The organism is Lentzea guizhouensis, assembly GCF_001701025.1.
GTDB classification, from domain to species: domain Bacteria; phylum Actinomycetota; class Actinomycetes; order Mycobacteriales; family Pseudonocardiaceae; genus Lentzea; species Lentzea guizhouensis.
Genome location: NZ_CP016793.1, coordinates 6,147,843 through 6,165,197 on the forward strand (window position 1 = coordinate 6,147,843; position 17,355 = coordinate 6,165,197).

Annotated in this window: 16 protein-coding genes; 10 read left to right on the plus strand and 6 right to left on the minus strand. The window is 70.2% G+C overall.

From position 1 onward, the window contains the following. Window positions 1-52 precede the first annotated feature (52 nt). Complete coding sequence (locus BBK82_RS30140; RefSeq protein WP_065921462.1) at window positions 53-793, minus strand: class I SAM-dependent DNA methyltransferase; 741 nt, start codon at window positions 791-793, stop codon at window positions 53-55. 160 nt (window positions 794-953) lie between these two features. After that, the gene (locus tag BBK82_RS30145) at window positions 954-1,574 is read right to left on the minus strand and encodes a TetR/AcrR family transcriptional regulator (protein WP_065918013.1); all 621 of its coding nucleotides are present in this window, start codon (window positions 1,572-1,574) and stop codon (window positions 954-956) included. Between the two features lie 50 nt (window positions 1,575-1,624). On the opposite strand from BBK82_RS30145, the gene BBK82_RS30150 reads away from it, so the two are divergent. After that, window positions 1,625-2,578 (plus strand): quinone oxidoreductase family protein, encoded by a 954-nt coding sequence (locus BBK82_RS30150; protein WP_065918014.1) that lies wholly within the window; start codon window positions 1,625-1,627, stop codon window positions 2,576-2,578. A gap of 34 nt (window positions 2,579-2,612) precedes the next feature. Here the strand turns inward: BBK82_RS30150 and BBK82_RS30155 are convergent, their stop codons facing one another. Together BBK82_RS30155 and BBK82_RS30160 are read right to left on the minus strand one after the other, a co-directional pair. Beyond that, on the minus strand, window positions 2,613-3,296 hold the full coding sequence (locus BBK82_RS30155; protein ID WP_065918015.1) for a response regulator transcription factor: 684 nt from the start codon (window positions 3,294-3,296) through the stop codon (window positions 2,613-2,615). Beyond that, the gene (locus BBK82_RS30160; protein WP_065918016.1) at window positions 3,293-4,531 is read right to left on the minus strand and encodes a sensor histidine kinase; all 1,239 of its coding nucleotides are present in this window, start codon (window positions 4,529-4,531) and stop codon (window positions 3,293-3,295) included. The genes BBK82_RS30155 and BBK82_RS30160 overlap by 4 nt, the downstream gene beginning before the upstream one ends. A 137-nt stretch (window positions 4,532-4,668) precedes the next feature. On the opposite strand from BBK82_RS30160, the gene BBK82_RS30165 reads away from it, so the two are divergent. From BBK82_RS30165 to BBK82_RS30205, 9 genes are all read left to right on the plus strand, one after another. Beyond that, complete coding sequence (locus BBK82_RS30165) at window positions 4,669-5,805, plus strand: serine hydrolase domain-containing protein (RefSeq protein ID WP_065918017.1); 1,137 nt, start codon at window positions 4,669-4,671, stop codon at window positions 5,803-5,805. Window positions 5,806-6,053: 248 nt separating this feature from the next. After that, window positions 6,054-7,637 (plus strand): tyrosine 2,3-aminomutase, encoded by a 1,584-nt coding sequence (gene cmdF / locus BBK82_RS30170; protein ID WP_170067987.1) that lies wholly within the window; start codon window positions 6,054-6,056, stop codon window positions 7,635-7,637. Further along, window positions 7,634-8,452 carry a sulfotransferase domain-containing protein gene (locus tag BBK82_RS30175; protein ID WP_083268239.1) on the plus strand — a complete coding sequence of 273 codons (819 nt, stop codon included), beginning with the start codon at window positions 7,634-7,636 and terminating at the stop codon, window positions 8,450-8,452. The genes cmdF and BBK82_RS30175 overlap by 4 nt, the downstream gene beginning before the upstream one ends. 22 nt (window positions 8,453-8,474) lie before the next feature. After that, window positions 8,475-9,281: a class I SAM-dependent methyltransferase gene (locus BBK82_RS30180; RefSeq protein ID WP_065918019.1), complete on the plus strand. Its 807-nt coding sequence runs from the start codon at window positions 8,475-8,477 to the stop codon at window positions 9,279-9,281. Further along, the gene (locus tag BBK82_RS30185) at window positions 9,278-11,632 is read left to right on the plus strand and encodes a PEP-utilizing enzyme (RefSeq protein ID WP_083268240.1); all 2,355 of its coding nucleotides are present in this window, start codon (window positions 9,278-9,280) and stop codon (window positions 11,630-11,632) included. Before BBK82_RS30180 ends, BBK82_RS30185 begins: the two co-directional genes overlap by 4 nt. Further along, window positions 11,629-12,237: a gamma-glutamyl-gamma-aminobutyrate hydrolase family protein gene (locus BBK82_RS30190; protein ID WP_065918020.1), complete on the plus strand. Its 609-nt coding sequence runs from the start codon at window positions 11,629-11,631 to the stop codon at window positions 12,235-12,237. Before BBK82_RS30185 ends, BBK82_RS30190 begins: the two co-directional genes overlap by 4 nt. After that, window positions 12,234-12,977, plus strand: a complete 744-nt coding sequence (locus tag BBK82_RS30195; protein ID WP_065918021.1) for a phosphocholine cytidylyltransferase family protein — start codon at window positions 12,234-12,236, stop codon at window positions 12,975-12,977. Before BBK82_RS30190 ends, BBK82_RS30195 begins: the two co-directional genes overlap by 4 nt. Further along, window positions 12,974-13,510, plus strand: a complete 537-nt coding sequence (locus tag BBK82_RS30200) for an adenylyl-sulfate kinase (RefSeq protein ID WP_065918022.1) — start codon at window positions 12,974-12,976, stop codon at window positions 13,508-13,510. Before BBK82_RS30195 ends, BBK82_RS30200 begins: the two co-directional genes overlap by 4 nt. 1 nt (window position 13,511) lies before the next feature. After that, the gene (locus BBK82_RS30205; protein ID WP_065918023.1) at window positions 13,512-14,711 is read left to right on the plus strand and encodes an MFS transporter; all 1,200 of its coding nucleotides are present in this window, start codon (window positions 13,512-13,514) and stop codon (window positions 14,709-14,711) included. Here BBK82_RS30205 and BBK82_RS30210 read toward each other — a convergent pair. Continuing rightward, window positions 14,708-16,171, minus strand: coding sequence for an FAD-dependent monooxygenase (locus BBK82_RS30210; RefSeq protein ID WP_065918024.1), 1,464 nt, complete (start codon window positions 16,169-16,171; stop codon window positions 14,708-14,710). The two genes, BBK82_RS30205 and BBK82_RS30210, sit on opposite strands and share 4 nt — an antisense overlap. Before the next feature lie 14 nt (window positions 16,172-16,185). Beyond that, window positions 16,186-17,331, minus strand: coding sequence for an SGNH/GDSL hydrolase family protein (locus BBK82_RS30215; RefSeq protein WP_065918025.1), 1,146 nt, complete (start codon window positions 17,329-17,331; stop codon window positions 16,186-16,188). Window positions 17,332-17,355 lie beyond the last annotated feature (24 nt).

Sequence of the window (17,355 nt, forward strand, 5' to 3'; positions counted from 1 at the left end):
GGCTGGACGACGGAACAGTGCTGTGCGGCATCCTGTTCGTGCTCTCCTGATCTCAGACTGGCTTGCGCCACACGGAGATGTGCTTCGCGGAGTCCTGGGTGAACGGAGCCTCGTCCCAGTCCGCGACGCGACGTTCCAGCTCGAGGCCGGCGATCCGTGCCATCAGGTCGAGCTCTGCCGGCCAGGCGTACCGGTGCCGGGAGTTGTCGCGGCGGTAGCGGCCGTCGTCGCCGTCGCGGCTGAAGTGGTGCGAAACGAGAATCTGATCCACCAAGTCGAAGGTGTCGAAGCCGAGATGGTGCTCGGAGACGTCGAACGGCACCGCGACCTGGCCGGGCGGCAGGAACCGCAGCGGCGGCACACCCAGCTCGATCACGAAACGGCCGCCCGGCTCCAGATGCCGCGCGGCGTTGCGGAAGCACTCGACCTGCTCGTCCTGGGTGAGCAGGTTTGTGATGGTGTTGTAGACGAGGTAGACCAGGGTGAACTCACCGGGAACGACGGTGGTGGCCATGTCCCCGATGACCACCGGGAGCGTGTCCTCGTCGATCTTGCGCCGCAGCACCGCTGCCATGTGCTCGGACAGTTCGATGCCCACCACCGGCACGCCGCGTTCCCGGAGCGGGATTCCCACTCGTCCGGTTCCGATGGCGAACTCCAGTGCCCGGCCGTCTCCGGCGAGCTCGGCGAGGAAAGCGAGAGCCGGTCCGAGAACGGCAGCCGAGAACGCTTCGGTCTCCTCGGCGTCGTAGCGATCGGCGGTCGCACGGGTCCACAGTTCACTGCTCGTCACGGACAACCACCTTGCCGAGTGCCGAGGGCGCTGTCGATTCATTTACGCCGCGGCGTGAATGCACCGCCCACAACTCGTCGCCGTCCACGGCTTCGGCCGAACCACCCTGGACCCCGGCCCGTTATTCCCGGGGTGTCCAACCTCCTTGGACATAATTTCGTCAGGAGTCCCAATCGCGCCGGAACAGCAGGTGGTCGAGGCAGAGGTTCAGGGTGATCTCCAGGTGGTCGGCAGAACCCGTGGACAGCAGAACGCTGACACCTCCCTGGATCGCGGTGACCACAGCGGCCGCGAGCCGGTCCGCGTCAAGAGCAGAGCTGGCCTCGCCCGCCGCCTGGGTGGCCTCGATGCCCGCCCGGACGGCGTTCTGCCAGCGCCGGATCAGCTGCGCCGTGATCGCCTGGGCAGCAGGGCTGTACCGGCCCACGTCAGCGATCAGCACGCCAAGAGGACAGTGCGGGCCCTGGTCGCGGCAGGTCTCGACGATCGCGTCACGCCACCGCTCCCACGCCTCACGTGACGCGAGCTGGTTCAGGTACGGGTCCTGGTCGTCGAACACGCGCTGGGCTTCGAGCTCGGTGACCGCCAGCAGGAGCTGTTCCCGGCCCTCGGGGAAGTAGTGGAACATCTGGCTCTTGCCGGTACCGCTGCGCCGGCACACGTCGTCGAGCGTGGTGGCGAGCGTGCCGCGCTCCCGGATCTCCGCGGCGGCCGCCTCGACGATGCGCCGGCGGGTGGCGATGCCCTTCGCGGTGGTGGCTTTCGCCGTTGCCCTGGTCACCCACCAGACTGTACTTGCAGGTACATTTTGCCGTACCTAGCTTGGCCCGCATGAAGGCAATCGTGATTGACCAAGCAGGTGGGCCCGACGTGCTGCGGCTGCGTGACCGGCCCACGCCTCGGCCGGGTCGCGGCGAGGTCCTGGTCGACGTCCGCGTGGCAGGTGTGAACTTCTTCGACACCGCCATGCGCAAGAACGCGGCGGTGGACGTGCCGGGCCTGGAAGGTGTCGGCATCGTCGTGGAAACGGGCGAGGACGTGCAGGGCTTCGTCCCCGGCGATCGCGTCGCCTGGCTCGTCATGACCCAGGGCAGCTACGCCGAGCAGATCGCACTTCCCGCAGGCCGCGTGGTTCCGGTGCCCGACGACATCGACGACGACACGGCCACCGCTCTGCTCGTACAAGGCTTGTCAGCGCACAACTTCGCCACCGTCTCCCACCCGGTGCAACCGGGAGAGGTCGTGCTCGTGCACGCGGCCGCCGGGGGAGTGGGATTGCTGGTGACCCAGCTGGCCAAAGCGCGGGGCGCCACGGTGGTCGGTCTGGTGTCCCGGCCGGAGAAGGTGGAGATCGTCGCCGGTGCGGGCGCGGACCACGTGCTGGTGTCCACAGGGGACTCGTTCGTCGAGCCGGTGCTCGAGCTCACGGGCGGCGAGGGCGTACACGCGGTGTTCGACGGGGCGGGCGGGACCACGTTCGAGGCCTCGATCAAGGTGCTGCGCAGGTACGGCACGTTGGTGTACTACGGGCCGTTGATCGGCGAGGTGCCGACCGTGTCGATGGGCGACCTGCCGCGCAGCATCCGCATCACCTATCCCGCGGTCGAAGACCACATCACCACCACCGAAGAACTCCTGGCGCACATGGGCGAGCTGTTCGGGCAAGTCCGGACGGGCGAGCTGGTGGTGCGGATCGGCCGGCGCTACCCGCTCGCCGACGCGGCGCAGGCGCACGCCGACATCGAGTCGCGCACGACGACGGGCAAGCTGCTGTTGATCGTGTGACCGCCTTGCCCGGGTTGTGACGCCGCGGCCGCCGTCACAACCCAGAGGTGTTGTGCGGTTCGATGAGGCCGTAGTGGTGAGCGAAGCGCACGGCGTGCACGCGGTCGCGCAGGTCGAGTTTGGACAGCACCCGCGACACGTGCGTTTTGATCGTTTCACCACTGACGTACAGCTGGTCGCAGATCTCGGCGTTCGTGAACCCCGCGGCCATCAACAGGAACACCTCGTGCTCGCGCGCGGTGAGCCGTTCCAGGCCGGGCGCCGCCTTCCGGGCCGGGGAGGTCGCGGCCAGGGTCTCCGCCAGCCTCGGTGCGAGCCGGCGGGTGATCGTCGGGTCGATGTAGGTGTCGCCCCTGGCCGCGACGCGGATCGCGGTGACCAGCTCTTCGGGCGGCAGGCTCTTCAACAGGAAAGCGCTGATCCCCGAGGCGAGCGCCGTCCGGACGTACTCGTCGGTGTCGAACGTGGTCAGCAGCACGATCTTGAGGGGTGCGACCCCGGTGGAGAGGAGCTCGCGAGCCGCTGCGAGGCCGTCCAGCTTGGGCATGCGCACGTCGAGGACAGCCACGTCCGGTCGCAGGGACCGGGTCGCTTCGACCGCGCTGTACCCGTCACCGACGTCGGCGACGCACTCCATGTCCGGCTGCGCGTCGAGCACCGCGCGCAGACCGGAGCGGAACACCGCGTGGTCGTCGGCGATCAGGATGCGCAGGGTCATGATCCGCTTCCGGTCGGCATCGTCACCGTGCTCTCCCAGTACTGGCCGTCCCCGACCGGTCCCGCCGACATGGAGCCGCCGAGTGCCTCCGCTCGTTTGCGCATGCCGCCCAGACCCACGCCCAGACCCTGGTGTCCTGCCGGGACGTGGCACCGGGCGCGTTCTTCGTCGCTCGACCGGATCCGGTTGCGTGCGGTCACCGACACCTGATCACCGCTGTACTCCAGTTCCACCCGTGCCACCCCTCCGTCGCCGTGCCGCAACGCGTTGGTCATCATCTCCTGCACCACCCGGTACAACATCGTGTCGATGGCGCGCGGTACCGGACGAGGCTCGTCGTAGACGACGAAGCTGACCCGCAGCCCGGAGGCCCGCACCCCGTCGAACAGGTCCGGGAGCGTCGCGAGACCTGGCTGGTCCGGTGACGCTTCTCCCTCGTGCAACAACGAGAGCAGCCGCCGCAGGTCGATCATCGCCGCTCGGCTGGACCCCTCCACCGCGGCGAGCGAGGTCTGCACCGGGCCGGTGTTCGCGCGGTCGTGGTCCACCAGGTTCAGCCGCGCGGCCGTGGCGTGGACACCGATCGCGCTCACGTGATGCGCGATGACGTCGTGCAGGTCTATCGCGATCGCTTCGCGCTCCCGTGTCAGCGCCTGGTCCAGTTCGGCCTGCGCGTCCCGCACGGCGGCCTCCCGCTGGTTGCGCAGCTCGTCCACGTACTCCTTGCGCCCGGTGGTGTAGCGGCCGACCAGCCACGGCAGCACCGCGTTGGCGACCACCAGCGACAGCACGTTCACCGGCTCGGTCACACCGCTGATCAACAACGACGACAGCACACCGGCCGCCAGGACCACCAGCGACCCGGTGGCGGAGCCGCCCCGCAACCAGGCGCCGGCGCGGTACGCGGCGACCAGCTGCCCGGCGGTGCTCGCGCTCCGGCCGGGCAGGACGACGGCCAGCACCGGGACGAGGACCGCGTGGACGAGCGCCACCCACCCGGACAGCCGCGCCGTCGCCAGCGCCGCGTCGGCGACGACGATCCCGGCCAGCAGCACCAGGTTCGCCGGCCCCTCGCCAGGCCCGCGCGTCACCCAGCTCACCACGTCGGTCACCAGGCACGCGGCTGCCACCAACAACGACTGCCGGGCCAGCGAACGCGCCACCGGCTGATCGTCCCCGGAGCGGAGCACCCGCCGGGCCGCCGTCGTCGCCAGGGCCGTCGCACTGCTGAACATCTGATCATTCTGCCGATGCGCCGGCTGCCGGTAGTCACCCCGCAGGGGGAGAAGTGATCACAGCGCGGGGCGACGATCAGCGCGTCGCGGCTCCCTACCGTCTGCATCCACCAGCTCATCCGCGGAAAGGACATCTTGTGACGACCGGTGTGACCGGCAAGCTCGCCGCACTCGCCTGCGGCCTGGCCCTGGTGGTGTCGTCCTGTGGTTCGGGTACCGCCCCGGCGCCGCCGCAGGCAGGTGGTGTCGTGCAACCCGAACTGGACGAGCTCACCTCCACCAACGGCGTTCCCGGTGCCGAGGCGCTCGTCCGGGACGAGGACCAGGTGCGCACCTCGACCAGCGGCGTCTCGAACCTCGCCGACAAGACACCGATGATCTCCGACGGCCGGATCCGGGCCGGCAGCATCACCAAGTCCTTTGTGGCCACCGTGGTCCTGCACCTGGTGGCGGAAGGCGAGGTCGACCTGGACACGCCGGTCGAGACGTACCTGCCGGGCCTGGTCGCCGGCAACGGCAACGACGGCACGAAGATCACCGTCCGCCACCTCCTGCAGCACACCAGCGGGCTCCCGAACTACCTGGGCAAGCTGGCGAGCATCGATCCGGAGACCCTCCGCAACCGGGGAGCCGATCCCGCCGAGCTGGTCGCCACGGCGGTGCAGCAGCCCGCGCTCTTCGCCCCCGGCACCGGGTGGACCTACTCCAACACCAACTACATCGTGCTCGGCATGCTGGTCGAGAAGGTCTCCGGCGACCGCCTCTCCCGCCAGATCGACCTGCGCGTCGTCCGCCCGTTGAACCTGAGCAACACCTACCTCCCCGGACGCGGCGACACCAAGTTGCCTGAGCCGCACGCTGTCGGTCACGTACCCGGGAAGAGCGGCGTGATCGACTTCAGCGACCACGACTCGACCCTCGCCTGGGCGGCAGGCGGGCTGATCTCCACGGCGAAGGACATCGCGACCTTCTACGACGCGCTGCTGGGCGGCCGCGTCCTGCCGCCCGCGCAGCTCAAGGAGATGCAGACCGCCGTACCCGCACCGAACCTCGGCGTGGCGAACGCGTCCTACGGCCTCGGCCTGTTCACCGTGCCGCTTCCCTGCGGAGGCCAGTACTGGGGCCACGAAGGATCGACCTTCGGCTTCATGTCGATGGCCGGTGTCGGCCCGGACGGCCGCGCCGCCGTCATCGCGGTGAACGCCTACCCCGTGAAGCCCGAAACGTCGGGCGCGGTCATGTCGACGTTCGCCACCGCGCTGTGCAGCAAGTGACCGCCCTCCGCGATGACGATTATCAAAAACACCAATTGCGACCCGGAACGGGTGGCGACCCGGTTCGCTGCTGCTACCGTCATCGGAACTGAAGAACCAAGTGCGACAAGGCAAACCCCGCTCGCCGCATCGATTTTTTCGACGCCGTGAAGCGCAGGCGGTCCGGCGAAGCGCAAGTGGGACTGTCCGGCGGAAGTCACGTTGCCGCAATCCTCAGCAGGCTCCCGAGAGACGGCGAGGAGATTCTTGTGCTCATTCGAGGTGAGGGCCTGACCATCGACGACGTCGCCCTCGTCGCCAGGCAGGAAGCCGTCGTGGAGCTCGACGAGGACCAGCTCGCCGAGGTCGAGCTGACCCGGGAACGCCTGCAGAAGTGGGGCGCCGCCGGGCACCCCATCTACGGCGTCACCACGGGCTTCGGCGAGATGGTCCTCATGACCATCCCGCCCCACTTCGAGACGGACCTGCAGGAGAACCTGCTGCGGTCGCACGCCGCCGGCGGTGGTGAGCTGTTCCCCGACGAGGCAGTGCGGGCCATGCAGGTGACGCGGCTCAACTGTCTGGTCAAAGGACACTCCGGGATCGGCGCCGATGCGCTGCGCCTGATGGGCGAGCTGCTCAACCGGGGCATCCACCCGCTCGTCCCGCAGCAGGGTTCACTCGGCGCCAGCGGAGACCTGGCGCCGCTGGCACACCTCGCACTGCCGCTCATCGCCGCCGGGCGCGTGCGCACGGGCGCCGCCGTTCGCCGGTCCGCGGAGGTGCTCGCCGAGGAAGGGCTGGAGCCGGTCCGGCTGAGCTACAAGTCCGGGCTGGCCCTGGTCAACGGCACCTCGGCGATGACCGGAGTCAGCGCGCTGGCCCTGGTCAGGGCGCGGCGGCTGTTCCGGTTGGCGCTGTGGGCGTCCGCGGCGTTCATCCAGGTGGTGGGCGGGTCCACCGGGGCGTTCGACGAGCGCGGGCACGCGTTGAAGAACCACCGCGGGCAGAGCCAGGTCGCCGCGTCGATCACGCGGCTGCTGACCGGCAGCCGGCTGACCCGCGAGCACGCCGAGATCATGGCCCTGGTCGGCGCGAAGGCCGGCGGTGACGAGGTCGCGCCCGCCGACGACTACCTGCAGAACGCCTACACCCTGCGCTGTGTCCCGCAGATCCTCGGGCCCGTGCTGGACACCATGGCCTACTGCCGGCGGCTCGTCGAAGAGGAACTGAACTCCTGCAACGACAACCCCCTCATCTTCGACACCCCGGAGACCGTCTTCCACGGTGGCCACTTCCACGGCCAGTACGTGGCCATGGCGTCCGACTTCCTGAACATCGCGCTCACCGAGATCGGCGTGCTGGCCGAGCGGCAGCTCAACCGGGTGCTCGACCCCCACCTCACCAAGAGCCTGCCCGCGTTCCTCGCCCTCGGGCAGGAAGGCCTCTACTCCGGGCTGCAGGGCTCGCAGTACCTGGCCACCAGCATCGCCTCGGAGAACCTGGACCTGGCGGCGCCGTCGTCGATCAAGTCGATCCCGTCCAACGGCCAGAACCAGGACGTGGTGAGCATGGGCCTCATCGCGGCCAGGAAGTCCCTGCGCCTGATCGACAACGTCAACGTCATCGTCTCCGTCCTCGTGGCCGCCTGTCACCAGGCCGCCACCATCACCGGCGTCGAACGGTTCAGCCCACCCGTGCGCGGGCTGCTCGAACTGCTCGCCGCGAAGGTGCCCGGTTACCGCGACGAGGGCATCGCCTCGGACTTCCTGGCCGCGGTCAGGAACACCGTGCTCGCCGACGAGGCCGACGCGTTGCTCCCCGCCCTCGACATCCCCGCCGACGCGACATGACCATGCGCGAACGGCACGTGCGCAACGCCGCGCGGCTCGGTGCCCAGGACGTCGTCGTCGCGGCCTACTCGGGCTCCGGTGCCGCCTTGCTGAGCAACATCCTGGTGGAACTGGGGCACACGTTCATCGACCCGTACCTCGACGAGATCGGGGAAGACGGACGACTGCGCGGGCCCAGCGACGAGGAGCTGCGGCGGTATCGCGACCGGATCGCCCACACCACTGGGTCTGGCGGCCGGAGGTTCTTCAAGAACCACCTGCCACCTGATCACTTCCCCGACATCGCCACCCAAACCGTGGTGCTCCTCGTGCGAGACCCGAGGGACGCCCTGCACTCGTCCTACCGGTTCTTCCAGGGGTTCGCCGACACCCTGCTGTCCTACCTCACCATCGACGACGTGAGCTTCCTGGAGTTCCTGGACGACAAGGGCGCGGTGGGGGAGCCTCCGGTCACCATCGACGGCTGGGTGGACTTCTACCGCGCCTGGGCCGAGGCGGCGCAGCGCACGTCCTGCTCGGCTGTCGTCCGCTTCGAGGAGCTGAAGACCAGCCCCGTGGCCGCGGTGACCCGGCTGCTGGAGACGCTCGGCCTGGACACCGGTCGCGCCGCCGTCGAACGGGCTGTCGAGCGCAGCAGCTTCGAGAAAATGCGGGCGCACGAGGAGAAGGTCGCCGGCGGCAGCACGGCCATGATCATGCGCCGCGGCCAGGTCGACGAGTGGCGGGAGTGGTTCGGCGACAACGAGTTGTCGGACCGGTTCCGGGCGCCGCACATGATCGAGACGGCAGCGCGTTTCGGCTACCGGATCTGTTGATCGTCCGAACAGGAGGACCTGCATGGTCAGCGAGTTCACCGGCCCGCCTTCCGTCCTGCCCCCTGCGGTCGACTACTCGCCGTTCGCCACCACGTACCAGGACCGGGCCGACTACGTTCCGTCCGTTGTGGACGCTCTGCTGCGAGTGGCCGAGGTGCGCCGGGGAGATGCGGTCTGCGACATCGGAGCCGGTTCCGGGCACCTCACCGAACCCCTGCTGCAGCGCGGGTTCCACGTCGACGCGGTGGAGCCGACACCCGCCATGCGCGAGCTGGGTGAGCGGCGGACCCACGGGTACCCGCACGTGCGCTGGTACGAGGGCAGAGGCGAAGCGTCGGGGCGGGCATCCGAGGCGTACGCGTTGGTGACCTTCGGCTCCTCGTTCAACCTGACCGAACGCCCCTTGGCGCTCGCGGAGACGGCACGCATCCTGCGCGACGGCGGGTACTTCGCGTGCCTGTGGAACCACCGCGTGCTCGACGACCCGTTGCAGGCGCGCATCGAGGAGCTGATCCACGACCGGATTCCCGTTTACAGCTATGGAGTCCGTCGCGCCGACCAGACCGACGTCATCGTGCGGAGCGGCCTGTTCGAGACGCCGGTCGTGGTGTCCGGCACCCAGGTGTTCCGGCTGCCGAGCCAGGCCTGGTGCGACGCGTGGGCCTCGCACTCGACCGTCGGTCAGCAGTCGGGCAACGGGTTCACCGGCCTGGTGGACGAGATCCGCGAGCTCGTGCGCGCCGAGGCCGGAGACTTCATCGACGTCCCCTACACCACCAAGGCGTGGGTGGCCCGGCTTTCCCGGGGTGACAAGGACGCCCCGCGGTGACCGCACCGCTGGTCCGGCTCGGGACCAAGGCGGACACGCTGGACCGGTTGCGGCCGTTCCTGACCACGGCCCGGATCCTGCCGCTGGTGCACTTCACCTCACGGGAGTGGCGGGACAGGCCGGACCGGCTGCTCGCCGGACTGCGCCGCCACGAGTGGGCGGCCGGACCCGTGATGGTGCGCAGCAGCGCGACCACCGAGGACACCGGGACCGACTCCAACGCTGGCCGGTTCCGGTCGGTGCCCGCGCGCAACCAGGACGAGCTCGCCGCGGCCGTGGACGAGGTGTTCGCCTCCTACGGCCGGGTCGACGCGCAGGACCAGGTGCTGATCCAGCCGCTGCTCGAACGCGTCCGGGCCAGCGGGGTGGCGTTCTCCTGCGACCCCAACAGCGGCGCGCCCTACCGGGTCGTCAACTGGAGCGCGACCGGCAGGACCGACGCGGTGACCGGCGGCGGCAGCGCGGAGCTGCACATCTCCTACGGGGCGGCCTGGGCGGACCCGGCCGAGGCACCCGACCCGCAGGTCGGCGCGGTGTGGGAGCTGCTCGCCGAACTGCACAACCTGCTGGGCGAGCAGCGGCGCCTGGACATCGAGTTCGCGTTCTCCGACCTCGGCGAGCTGATCCTGTTGCAGGTCAGGCCGCTGACGGTGACCAAGGTCGCCGTGGCCGCCGAGGAACATCGCGCGACGTTGACCGCCACCGCCCGGCAGATCACCGAGACCACCCGGTCGCGTTCCCGCGTGCTCGGCCACCGCGCGGTCTACGGCGTGATGCCCGACTGGAACCCCGCCGAGATGATCGGGCTGCGGCCCCGGCCGCTCGCGGTGTCGTTGTACCGCCACCTCATCACCGACCAGGTCTGGGCGGCCGCCAGAGCCCGGTACGGCTACCGGGACCTGACCGGCACGCGGCTGATGGTCCAGTTCTCCGGGTTGCCCTACGTCGACGTGGCTGCCAGCTTCACCTCGTTCGTGCCCCGTGAGGTGCCCGACGAGCTCGCCGGCCGGCTCGTCGGCCACTGGCTGGACCAGCTGGTGGCCAAGCCCTACCTGCACGACAAGGTCGAGTCGCACATCGCCGTGTCCGCCGGCACGTTCAGGACCGCGCAACGCCTGGAAGCCCTGGCCGGGTTCAGCGCCGGCGAACGCGACCGGCTGGCGGGCTTCCTGCGCCGGTTCACCGGCCAGCTGGTGCGCGGCGACCTGTGGGAGCAGGACATCGCCCGGCTGCGCCTGTTGAACGAGGCTGACAACGGCGAGACGCACGCGGCCGGGTGCAGCGCCGACGACATCGGCTGCTGTGGTCCGGCGCTGGTCGCCCGGCTGGACGTCTGCGCCGCCTACGGCTCCAGCCCGTTCGCCGCCTTGGCCAGAGCCGCCTTCATCGCCACTGACCTCCTCGACGACCTCGTGCGCGAAGGTGTTCTGTCCCCGGAGGACCGGGCCCGTTTCATCGGGGGTCTCCGGCTGGTCGCCAGTGAGATGCGCCGGGACTTCGCCGTGCTCGACCGGGCGGTGTTCCTCAAGCGCTACGGCCAGCTGCGCCCAGGAACCTACGACATCCTCTCGCCCCGCTACGACGAGACGCCCGAGCGCTACTTCGACTGGTCGGCGCAGAACCGCCCGGCACCCGGTGACCACGCCACGCGTCGCCCGTTCGAGCTGAGCGGCAAGCAGCGGCGGCAGGTCGAGGCCCTGCTGGTGCGCGAAGGCCTGACCTTCGACGTCGCCCGGCTGATGGACTTCATGACCACGGCGATCCGCGGACGTGAGCACGGCAAGCTGGCCTTCACCTCGGTCCTCGGTGACGTGCTGACCGGGGTGAGACGCCTCGGTGAGCGGTCCGGGTGCGGCGTCGACGACATGAGCTACCTCGACGTGACCACCCTCGCCACCCTCACCGGCGACCCGGCCCACGACCTGCCGGTGCTGCGCGAGGTGGCGGCGCGGGGACGGGCGGCCCACGCCGTCAGCCAGACCGTGGTGCTGCCGCCGCTCGTCACCGGCCCCGCCGACGTCAGGAGCTTCGCCCTGCCGCAGATCCGCCCGAACTTCGTCACCAGGGCCAGGGCGACGGCACGGGTGGCCCTCGTCGACGTCGGCGACACCCCGGACGGCGCCATCGTCCTGGTCGCGAGCGCCGACCCCGGCTACGACTGGCTGTTCACCCGCGGCATCGCCGGACTGGTGACCGCGTTCGGCGGCGCGAACTCGCACATGGCCATCCGGGCCCTGGAGCTGGGCATCCCGGCGGTGATCGGCGCGGGCACGGCGCTGTTCGACCAGTGGTCGCGGGCGAACGTGCTCGAGCTCGACGCGGCCAGCGGCCTGGTCACGGTGATCGCGTGAGCCGGCGGATCGGGATCACCCAGCGGTGCGTGGACGACGAACCGACCGGTGAACGCCGCTGGGCCCTCGACGCCCGCTGGTGCGAGTTCCTGACGGCCTGTGACGTCGTCGCCGTGCCGTTGCCGAACATCGCCGCGGCAGCCGTTCAGATGGCGGAGGAGCTGAGCCTCGACGGGTTCCTCTTCACCGGCGGCGGCGATGTCGTGGAAGCGGGCGGGAAACACCCCGAACGCGACCTGACCGAGCGGACCCTGCTGGCGCTGGCGATCCGGGAGAACCGGCCGGTGCTCGGCGTGTGCCGAGGCATGCAGCTGATCGCCGTCGCGCTGGGGGCACGGCTGAGACCGGTGGCAGGACACGTTTCCACCCGCCACACCATCACCTCCGGGGAGGGCAGGCGCGTGGTGAACAGCTACCACGACCTCGCGGTCGACCGGCTTCCGTCTGTGCTGGAAGTGACGGCGTGGTGCGGGGACGTCGTCGAAGCGGTGCGGCACAAGAGCGTTCGTGTCGAGGGAATCATGTGGCATCCGGAACGGGAACCCGAGCACGCCGCGCAAGACCTGCTCATGGTCCGTCGCTTGTTCCAGGTGGAGAACCGATGAAGGCCATCGTCCTGGCTGCGGGCAACGGGGCCCGGATGAGGCCCCACACCGACGACCGGCCCAAGTGCCTGATCGAGCTCAACGGCCGCACACTGCTCGACCGCCAGGTGTCGGCACTGCGCGCAGGTGGTGCCGACGAGATCGGCGTCGTCACCGGCTGGCAGGGCGCGCGGTTCGCCGGTCTCGGCTTGCACACGTTCGAAAACCCGCGGTGGGCAGACAGCACGATGGTCGAGTCGCTCGCAGCCGCTGGCGACTGGCTGACCGACGAGCCGGTCATCGTCTCCTACGGCGACATCGTCTTCTCCGCGGCGACCGTCCGCAGTCTCGTGCGATCGGCGGCTGAGGTCGCTGTCGCCTACGACACCGAATGGGAAACCGTGTGGCGGCAACGGTTCGACGACCCGTTGAGCGACGCCGAGACCTTCAAGATCGACGCCGACGGATGGGTGACCGACATCGGGACGAGACCGCGCAGCCTCGCAGACGTGCGCGGGCAGTACATGGGCTTGTTGCGCCTCACCCCACCGTCCTGGGCAGTGCTGCGGAATGCGCGAGCCGCCGGCGCGGAGATCGCGGCACTCGACATGACCGGCCTGCTCGGTCACCTGATCCGCACCGGCCTGCGCGTTGCCGGCGTGCCGAACGACGGCCCGTGGTGGGAGTTCGACAGTCCGTCCGACGTGGAGCCCGGTCTGCGCGTGCTCGACAGCCTGGACGCCGAGCAGGAAGGCGAGTGACCGCAGTGGAATCCGGAGTCGTGTGGATCACCGGTCTGTCCGGGACGGGCAAGAGCACGGTGACGTCGATCGTCAGCAGCAGGCTGATTGAGGCGGGCCGTCGCCCGGTGGTGCTGGACGGTGACCGGATGCGCCGGATCATGCCGACCACACCCGGCTACACCGAAACCGAACGGCGCAAGGTCGCCGAGTTCTACTCGCGGCTCGCGCACGAGCTGGCGGACCAGGGACACCTCGTCCTGTGCGCCACCATCTCCCTGTTCCACGACGTGCACCGCTGGAACCGGGAGAACATCGAGCACTACCTCGAAATCTGGCTGCGCGTGCCACTGGCGGTCTTGAAGGACCGCCCCGGCCGAGCAGCCTTCTACGACCGGGGGAGTGCCGGCCAAACCGCGCTGCGCAACGTGGTCGGCGTGGACGAACCAGCGCAGTTCCCCGGCGAGGCCGACCTGGTCATCGACAACTTCGGCGACACCACCGCCGCCGACGCCTCCGACCAGATCGTCAACGCCGTCCTCGGGCGGCACTGAGGTGCACACCGCACAGCAGCCGACGTGGACCAGGTCGGACCGCCGGCTCGCGGCCGCCACCGCGGTCCTGCTCGGAACGAGCATGGGCATCCTCTCCTACGGTCAGCCCGTCCTGCTCAAGGCGATCATCGAGGCCCGCTCGATCCCGACCACCCGGCTCGACCTCGCCGCCAGCCTGCAGTGCCTGGTCAACGCACTCGCCGCAGCCGTCGTGGTCGTCCTGTGCCGCCGGATGCCCGCACGGCACGTGGCGGCCGGCGGCGCCCTCGCGTGCGCGGTGGCGGCGGTCCTGCTCGCCTCGACCCGCAACGCATGGCAGCTCTACCTGACGATGTCGTTGCTGGGCATCGCGATCGCCGGTTGCGGCACCCTCGTCGTGAGCACGTTCGTCATCAAGACCGCGCACAACAGGGACCGGGTGCTCTCCGTCGCGTTCATCGGGTCGAGCGCGGGCGGGATGATCTGGGCACCGATCGTGAGCTGGGGCCTCACCGCGGGCGGCCTGGCCGGGGCCGCCGTGCTCCTCGTGCTCGGCTTCACCCTGCTGGTCGCGCTCAACGCCCTGCTCTTCCTGCGCCTGCCCCCTCACCCGAGTGTGACCGAGGCACCGCCGGCGGACGACGGCGTCACCCTGCGGCAGGCGGCCCGCACCGCCGGGTTCTGGGCACTGCTCCTCGGCAGCACCCTGCTCACCCTGACCCAGCTCGCGGGCGTCTACCACGTCCTGTTCATCTGGCAGGACTCCGACATCGGCACTCCGGCGATGCCCGGCGCCGTGGTGGCCGCCTTCGCCGGGATCGGCCGGGTGGCAGCGGAACTGCTGTTGCGCTCACTGTCCACTGTGTACCTCGCTGGGGTGACCTGCGCGCTCCAAACGGCCGGGTTCGTCCTGCTCGCCCAAGGCGGCACCATGCCGGTGCTGTTCCTCGGCTCGGCCCTGCTCGGAATCGCGGTCGGCAACAGCTCCCTGGTGGTGCTGCTGCTGACCCCGGAGGCGTTCGGGCTGCGCGACATCGAGCGGATCGCCGGAACGATCTACCTGTGGACCGGGATCGGCGCGTCGTGCGGCGCGATCGTCCTCGGCCTGCTGCGCCACGAAGCCGGCGGCTACCGGCTCCCGGTCCTGTTCTTCGCCTTGCTGTCCCTGCTCGCAGGAGTGCTGCTGTCGCAGTGCAGACGCCGCACGCCCGCGAAGCCCTAGTGGCGCAGATTTTCGGCCTCACCGAACCACCTGCTGACAGCCTGATCGAGCTCATCTCGTCCACCGGCCCAGGCCACGACGCCGTCCGGTCGAACCAGGACGCCGTCCAGTCCGAGGTCGTCGCGAGCAGGTCCGGCCGCATGGCGGACCCGGCTCGGCCGGCGGCGCGCGACATGGCCGAGATCGCCGCTGAAGTCGAGCAGGACGCCGCGCCCGTCCTGCAGCAGTTCGCCCAGGCGGGTGCCGTTCTCAAGGCAGAAATCCGGGGCGTTGCGGCCGACCAGCGGGTGCTCACTGCCCAGGTCGTACCGGTTCGACAAGCCCGACACCTGCTCGAACACGTAGGTCGTACCGTCCCTGGTCGCCAGCAGGGCACGGATCATGTCTTGGAGTGCCGCCGCGTTCTCGCCCGGTCGCATGACCGCCACCTGGGCACGTGACCAGTCGAGCACACGGGCCCCGACCGGGTGGCGTTCGCCGGTGTAGGTGTCGAGAAGGCCGTCGGACGCGTGCCCGTGCACGGTCGCGGCCAGCTTCCACCCCAGGTTCAGCGCGTCACCGATGCCGAGGTTGAGACCCTGTCCGCCGAGCGGGGAGTGGATGTGCGCGGCGTCGCCCGCGAGCAGCACCCGGCCGCGCCGGTAGGTCGTCGTCTGCATCGCGCGGTCGGTGAAACTCGCGGCCAGGTGGACCTCGTCCAGCGTCACGTCGGTGCCGGAGATGCGGCGCAGCACGTCCTGCAGGTGGTCGCGGGTCGGTGGCCGCGAGCGGTCGAACGCACCGCCGTCGAAGTCCATGAGGCCGATGTGCCCCTCCACCGGCGTCCGCAGGTACATCCCGCGCGGCGTGAGGGTGAAACCGGCGCTCAGCTTCTCCGGGTCGGCGATCGTGGCGAACGCGGTGTAGCCGGTCAGCTGTGGCCCGGTACCGACGAACTCGAAGCCCGCCAAGCCGCGCACCGCGCTGCGGCCCCCGTCGCAGCCGACCAGCCACCGAGCCGGGAACACCCGCCCGCCCGACCTCGCTTCCACGCCCTCCTCGTCCTGCACGACGGCGTCGACCACCACGCCGCGTTCGACCCGCACGCCGAGTTCGGCCGCCCGGTCGGACAGGACCTGCTCGACCGCCTCGAGAGTCGTCATCACCCCTTCCAGTGCCGGACTGGGCAACGTCGCGATGTCGACGTTCGCCGGATCGAGCGACATTCCGGCGAAGTGGCTCAGGTTGCGCGGAGAGGTGTGCGGATCGTCGGCGACACCCAGGGCGGACAGCATGCCCCGCCGGTAGAACGCCTCCACCGACCCCGCGTTCAGACCGCGCATCCCGAGCGGAAGTGCTTTCCAGGCCGTGCGCGGGTCCGGTTCCCGTTCGAGGACCAGCACGTCGCACCCGGCGAGGCCGAGCTCGCAGGCCAGGAACAACCCGACCGGGCCGCCGCCCACGATCACAACGTCATGCATGGTGGAGGTCCTCCTCAGCCGAAGAGCGACAGGTCGACGGAGTCGGCCAGGGCCTGGTAGCCGGCGTCGTTGCCGTGCAGGTGATCGCCCGCGTGCAGGTCCTCCCGCATCCGGCTCGGCCGGTCCGGGTCCCGCCAGACGGCGTCGAAGTCGAGGACCGCGTCGAAGGCGCCGCTCGTGCGGATCCAGTGGTTGACCGCCTGACGCGCGGCGTCGCCAGCCGGGCTGAAGATGTCATCACCCTCGTACGGCGCCAGCGTCGCGCCGTAGATCTTCACCCCGTGGTCGTGTGCGCGGGCGATCAGCTGCTGGTAGCCCGCGATGACGTCGTCCGCGGTCACCGGGTCGCCGGGGAACATCGCGAGGAAGTCGTCGAGCGGTCCGCCCTCCCGCGGGGCGCAGGAGATCGCGAGGTCGTTGCCGCCGATCGACACCACGACGGATCCGAGACCCGGCGTGGCCAGCACGTCGCGGTCGAACCGGGCCAGCCCCGAGGGGCCCATCCCGTCGTTGAGCAGGCGGTTGCCGCTGATTCCCTGGTTGGAGACGTGGACACCGCGCTCGGCCAGCCGGTCCGGCCAGCTGCGGGCGGCTCCCACCGTGGAACCGGCCCCGTCGACGCGCGAGTCGCCCAGCGCCACGACGACCTCGGCGGGGCCGCTGGGCATCACCTCGACCGCGGAGATCAGGGCACGCACCTCCAGGGGTTCGGCGGTCGGGGGCAGGACGGTGGCGGTCACGGCGTCACCCGGGATCGCCCAGCCCACGTCCAGCGGCATGTCGTGGCCGGTGCAGGCCTCCACCCGGCCCGGCAGGTACAGGCTGGTCGACAACCGGCTGAGGGCGTCGAGCCGCAGGTCCACCGGGTCGCTGAGGATCGGCGCGCCGGCCGGGACGGTCGTCGTCGGTCGGCCCGCGAAGCTCAGCACCCGGTCACTTCCCGGCTGCACACCACCGCCGGGCGTCGCGAGTCCCAGCCTCGCCGCGCCGATGGTGACGGGGGCGGTCCCGTGCTCGTTGCTCAAGCGGACGCGCACCCGCCGCCCGCCACCGCTGATGCGGAGCTCCTGCCGCAGCGTCACATCGGTGAACACCGCGTCGGTCACCTGCGGCGACGTGCCCCAGGTCCGGACCCAGCCGGCTTCTTCGTTCTCAGTCATGCCGCAAGCGTGCGGAGGAACGCT

What these genes read in the sequence shown, in the direction of transcription:
- BBK82_RS30150 (WP_065918014.1), top strand. Translation starts at nt 1,625, where the DNA reads ATGAAGGCAATCGTGATTGACCAAGCAGGTGGGCCCGACGTGCTGCGG.
- BBK82_RS30210 (WP_065918024.1), bottom strand. Translation starts at nt 16,171, where the DNA reads ATGCATGACGTTGTGATCGTGGGCGGCGGCCCGGTCGGGTTGTTCCTG.
- BBK82_RS30195 (WP_065918021.1), top strand. Translation starts at nt 12,234, where the DNA reads ATGAAGGCCATCGTCCTGGCTGCGGGCAACGGGGCCCGGATGAGGCCC.
- BBK82_RS30180 (WP_065918019.1), top strand. Translation starts at nt 8,475, where the DNA reads ATGGTCAGCGAGTTCACCGGCCCGCCTTCCGTCCTGCCCCCTGCGGTC.
- BBK82_RS30160 (WP_065918016.1), bottom strand. Translation starts at nt 4,531, where the DNA reads ATGTTCAGCAGTGCGACGGCCCTGGCGACGACGGCGGCCCGGCGGGTG.
- BBK82_RS30215 (WP_065918025.1), bottom strand. Translation starts at nt 17,331, where the DNA reads ATGACTGAGAACGAAGAAGCCGGCTGGGTCCGGACCTGGGGCACGTCG.
- BBK82_RS30155 (WP_065918015.1), bottom strand. Translation starts at nt 3,296, where the DNA reads ATGACCCTGCGCATCCTGATCGCCGACGACCACGCGGTGTTCCGCTCC.
- BBK82_RS30175 (WP_083268239.1), top strand. Translation starts at nt 7,634, where the DNA reads ATGACCATGCGCGAACGGCACGTGCGCAACGCCGCGCGGCTCGGTGCC.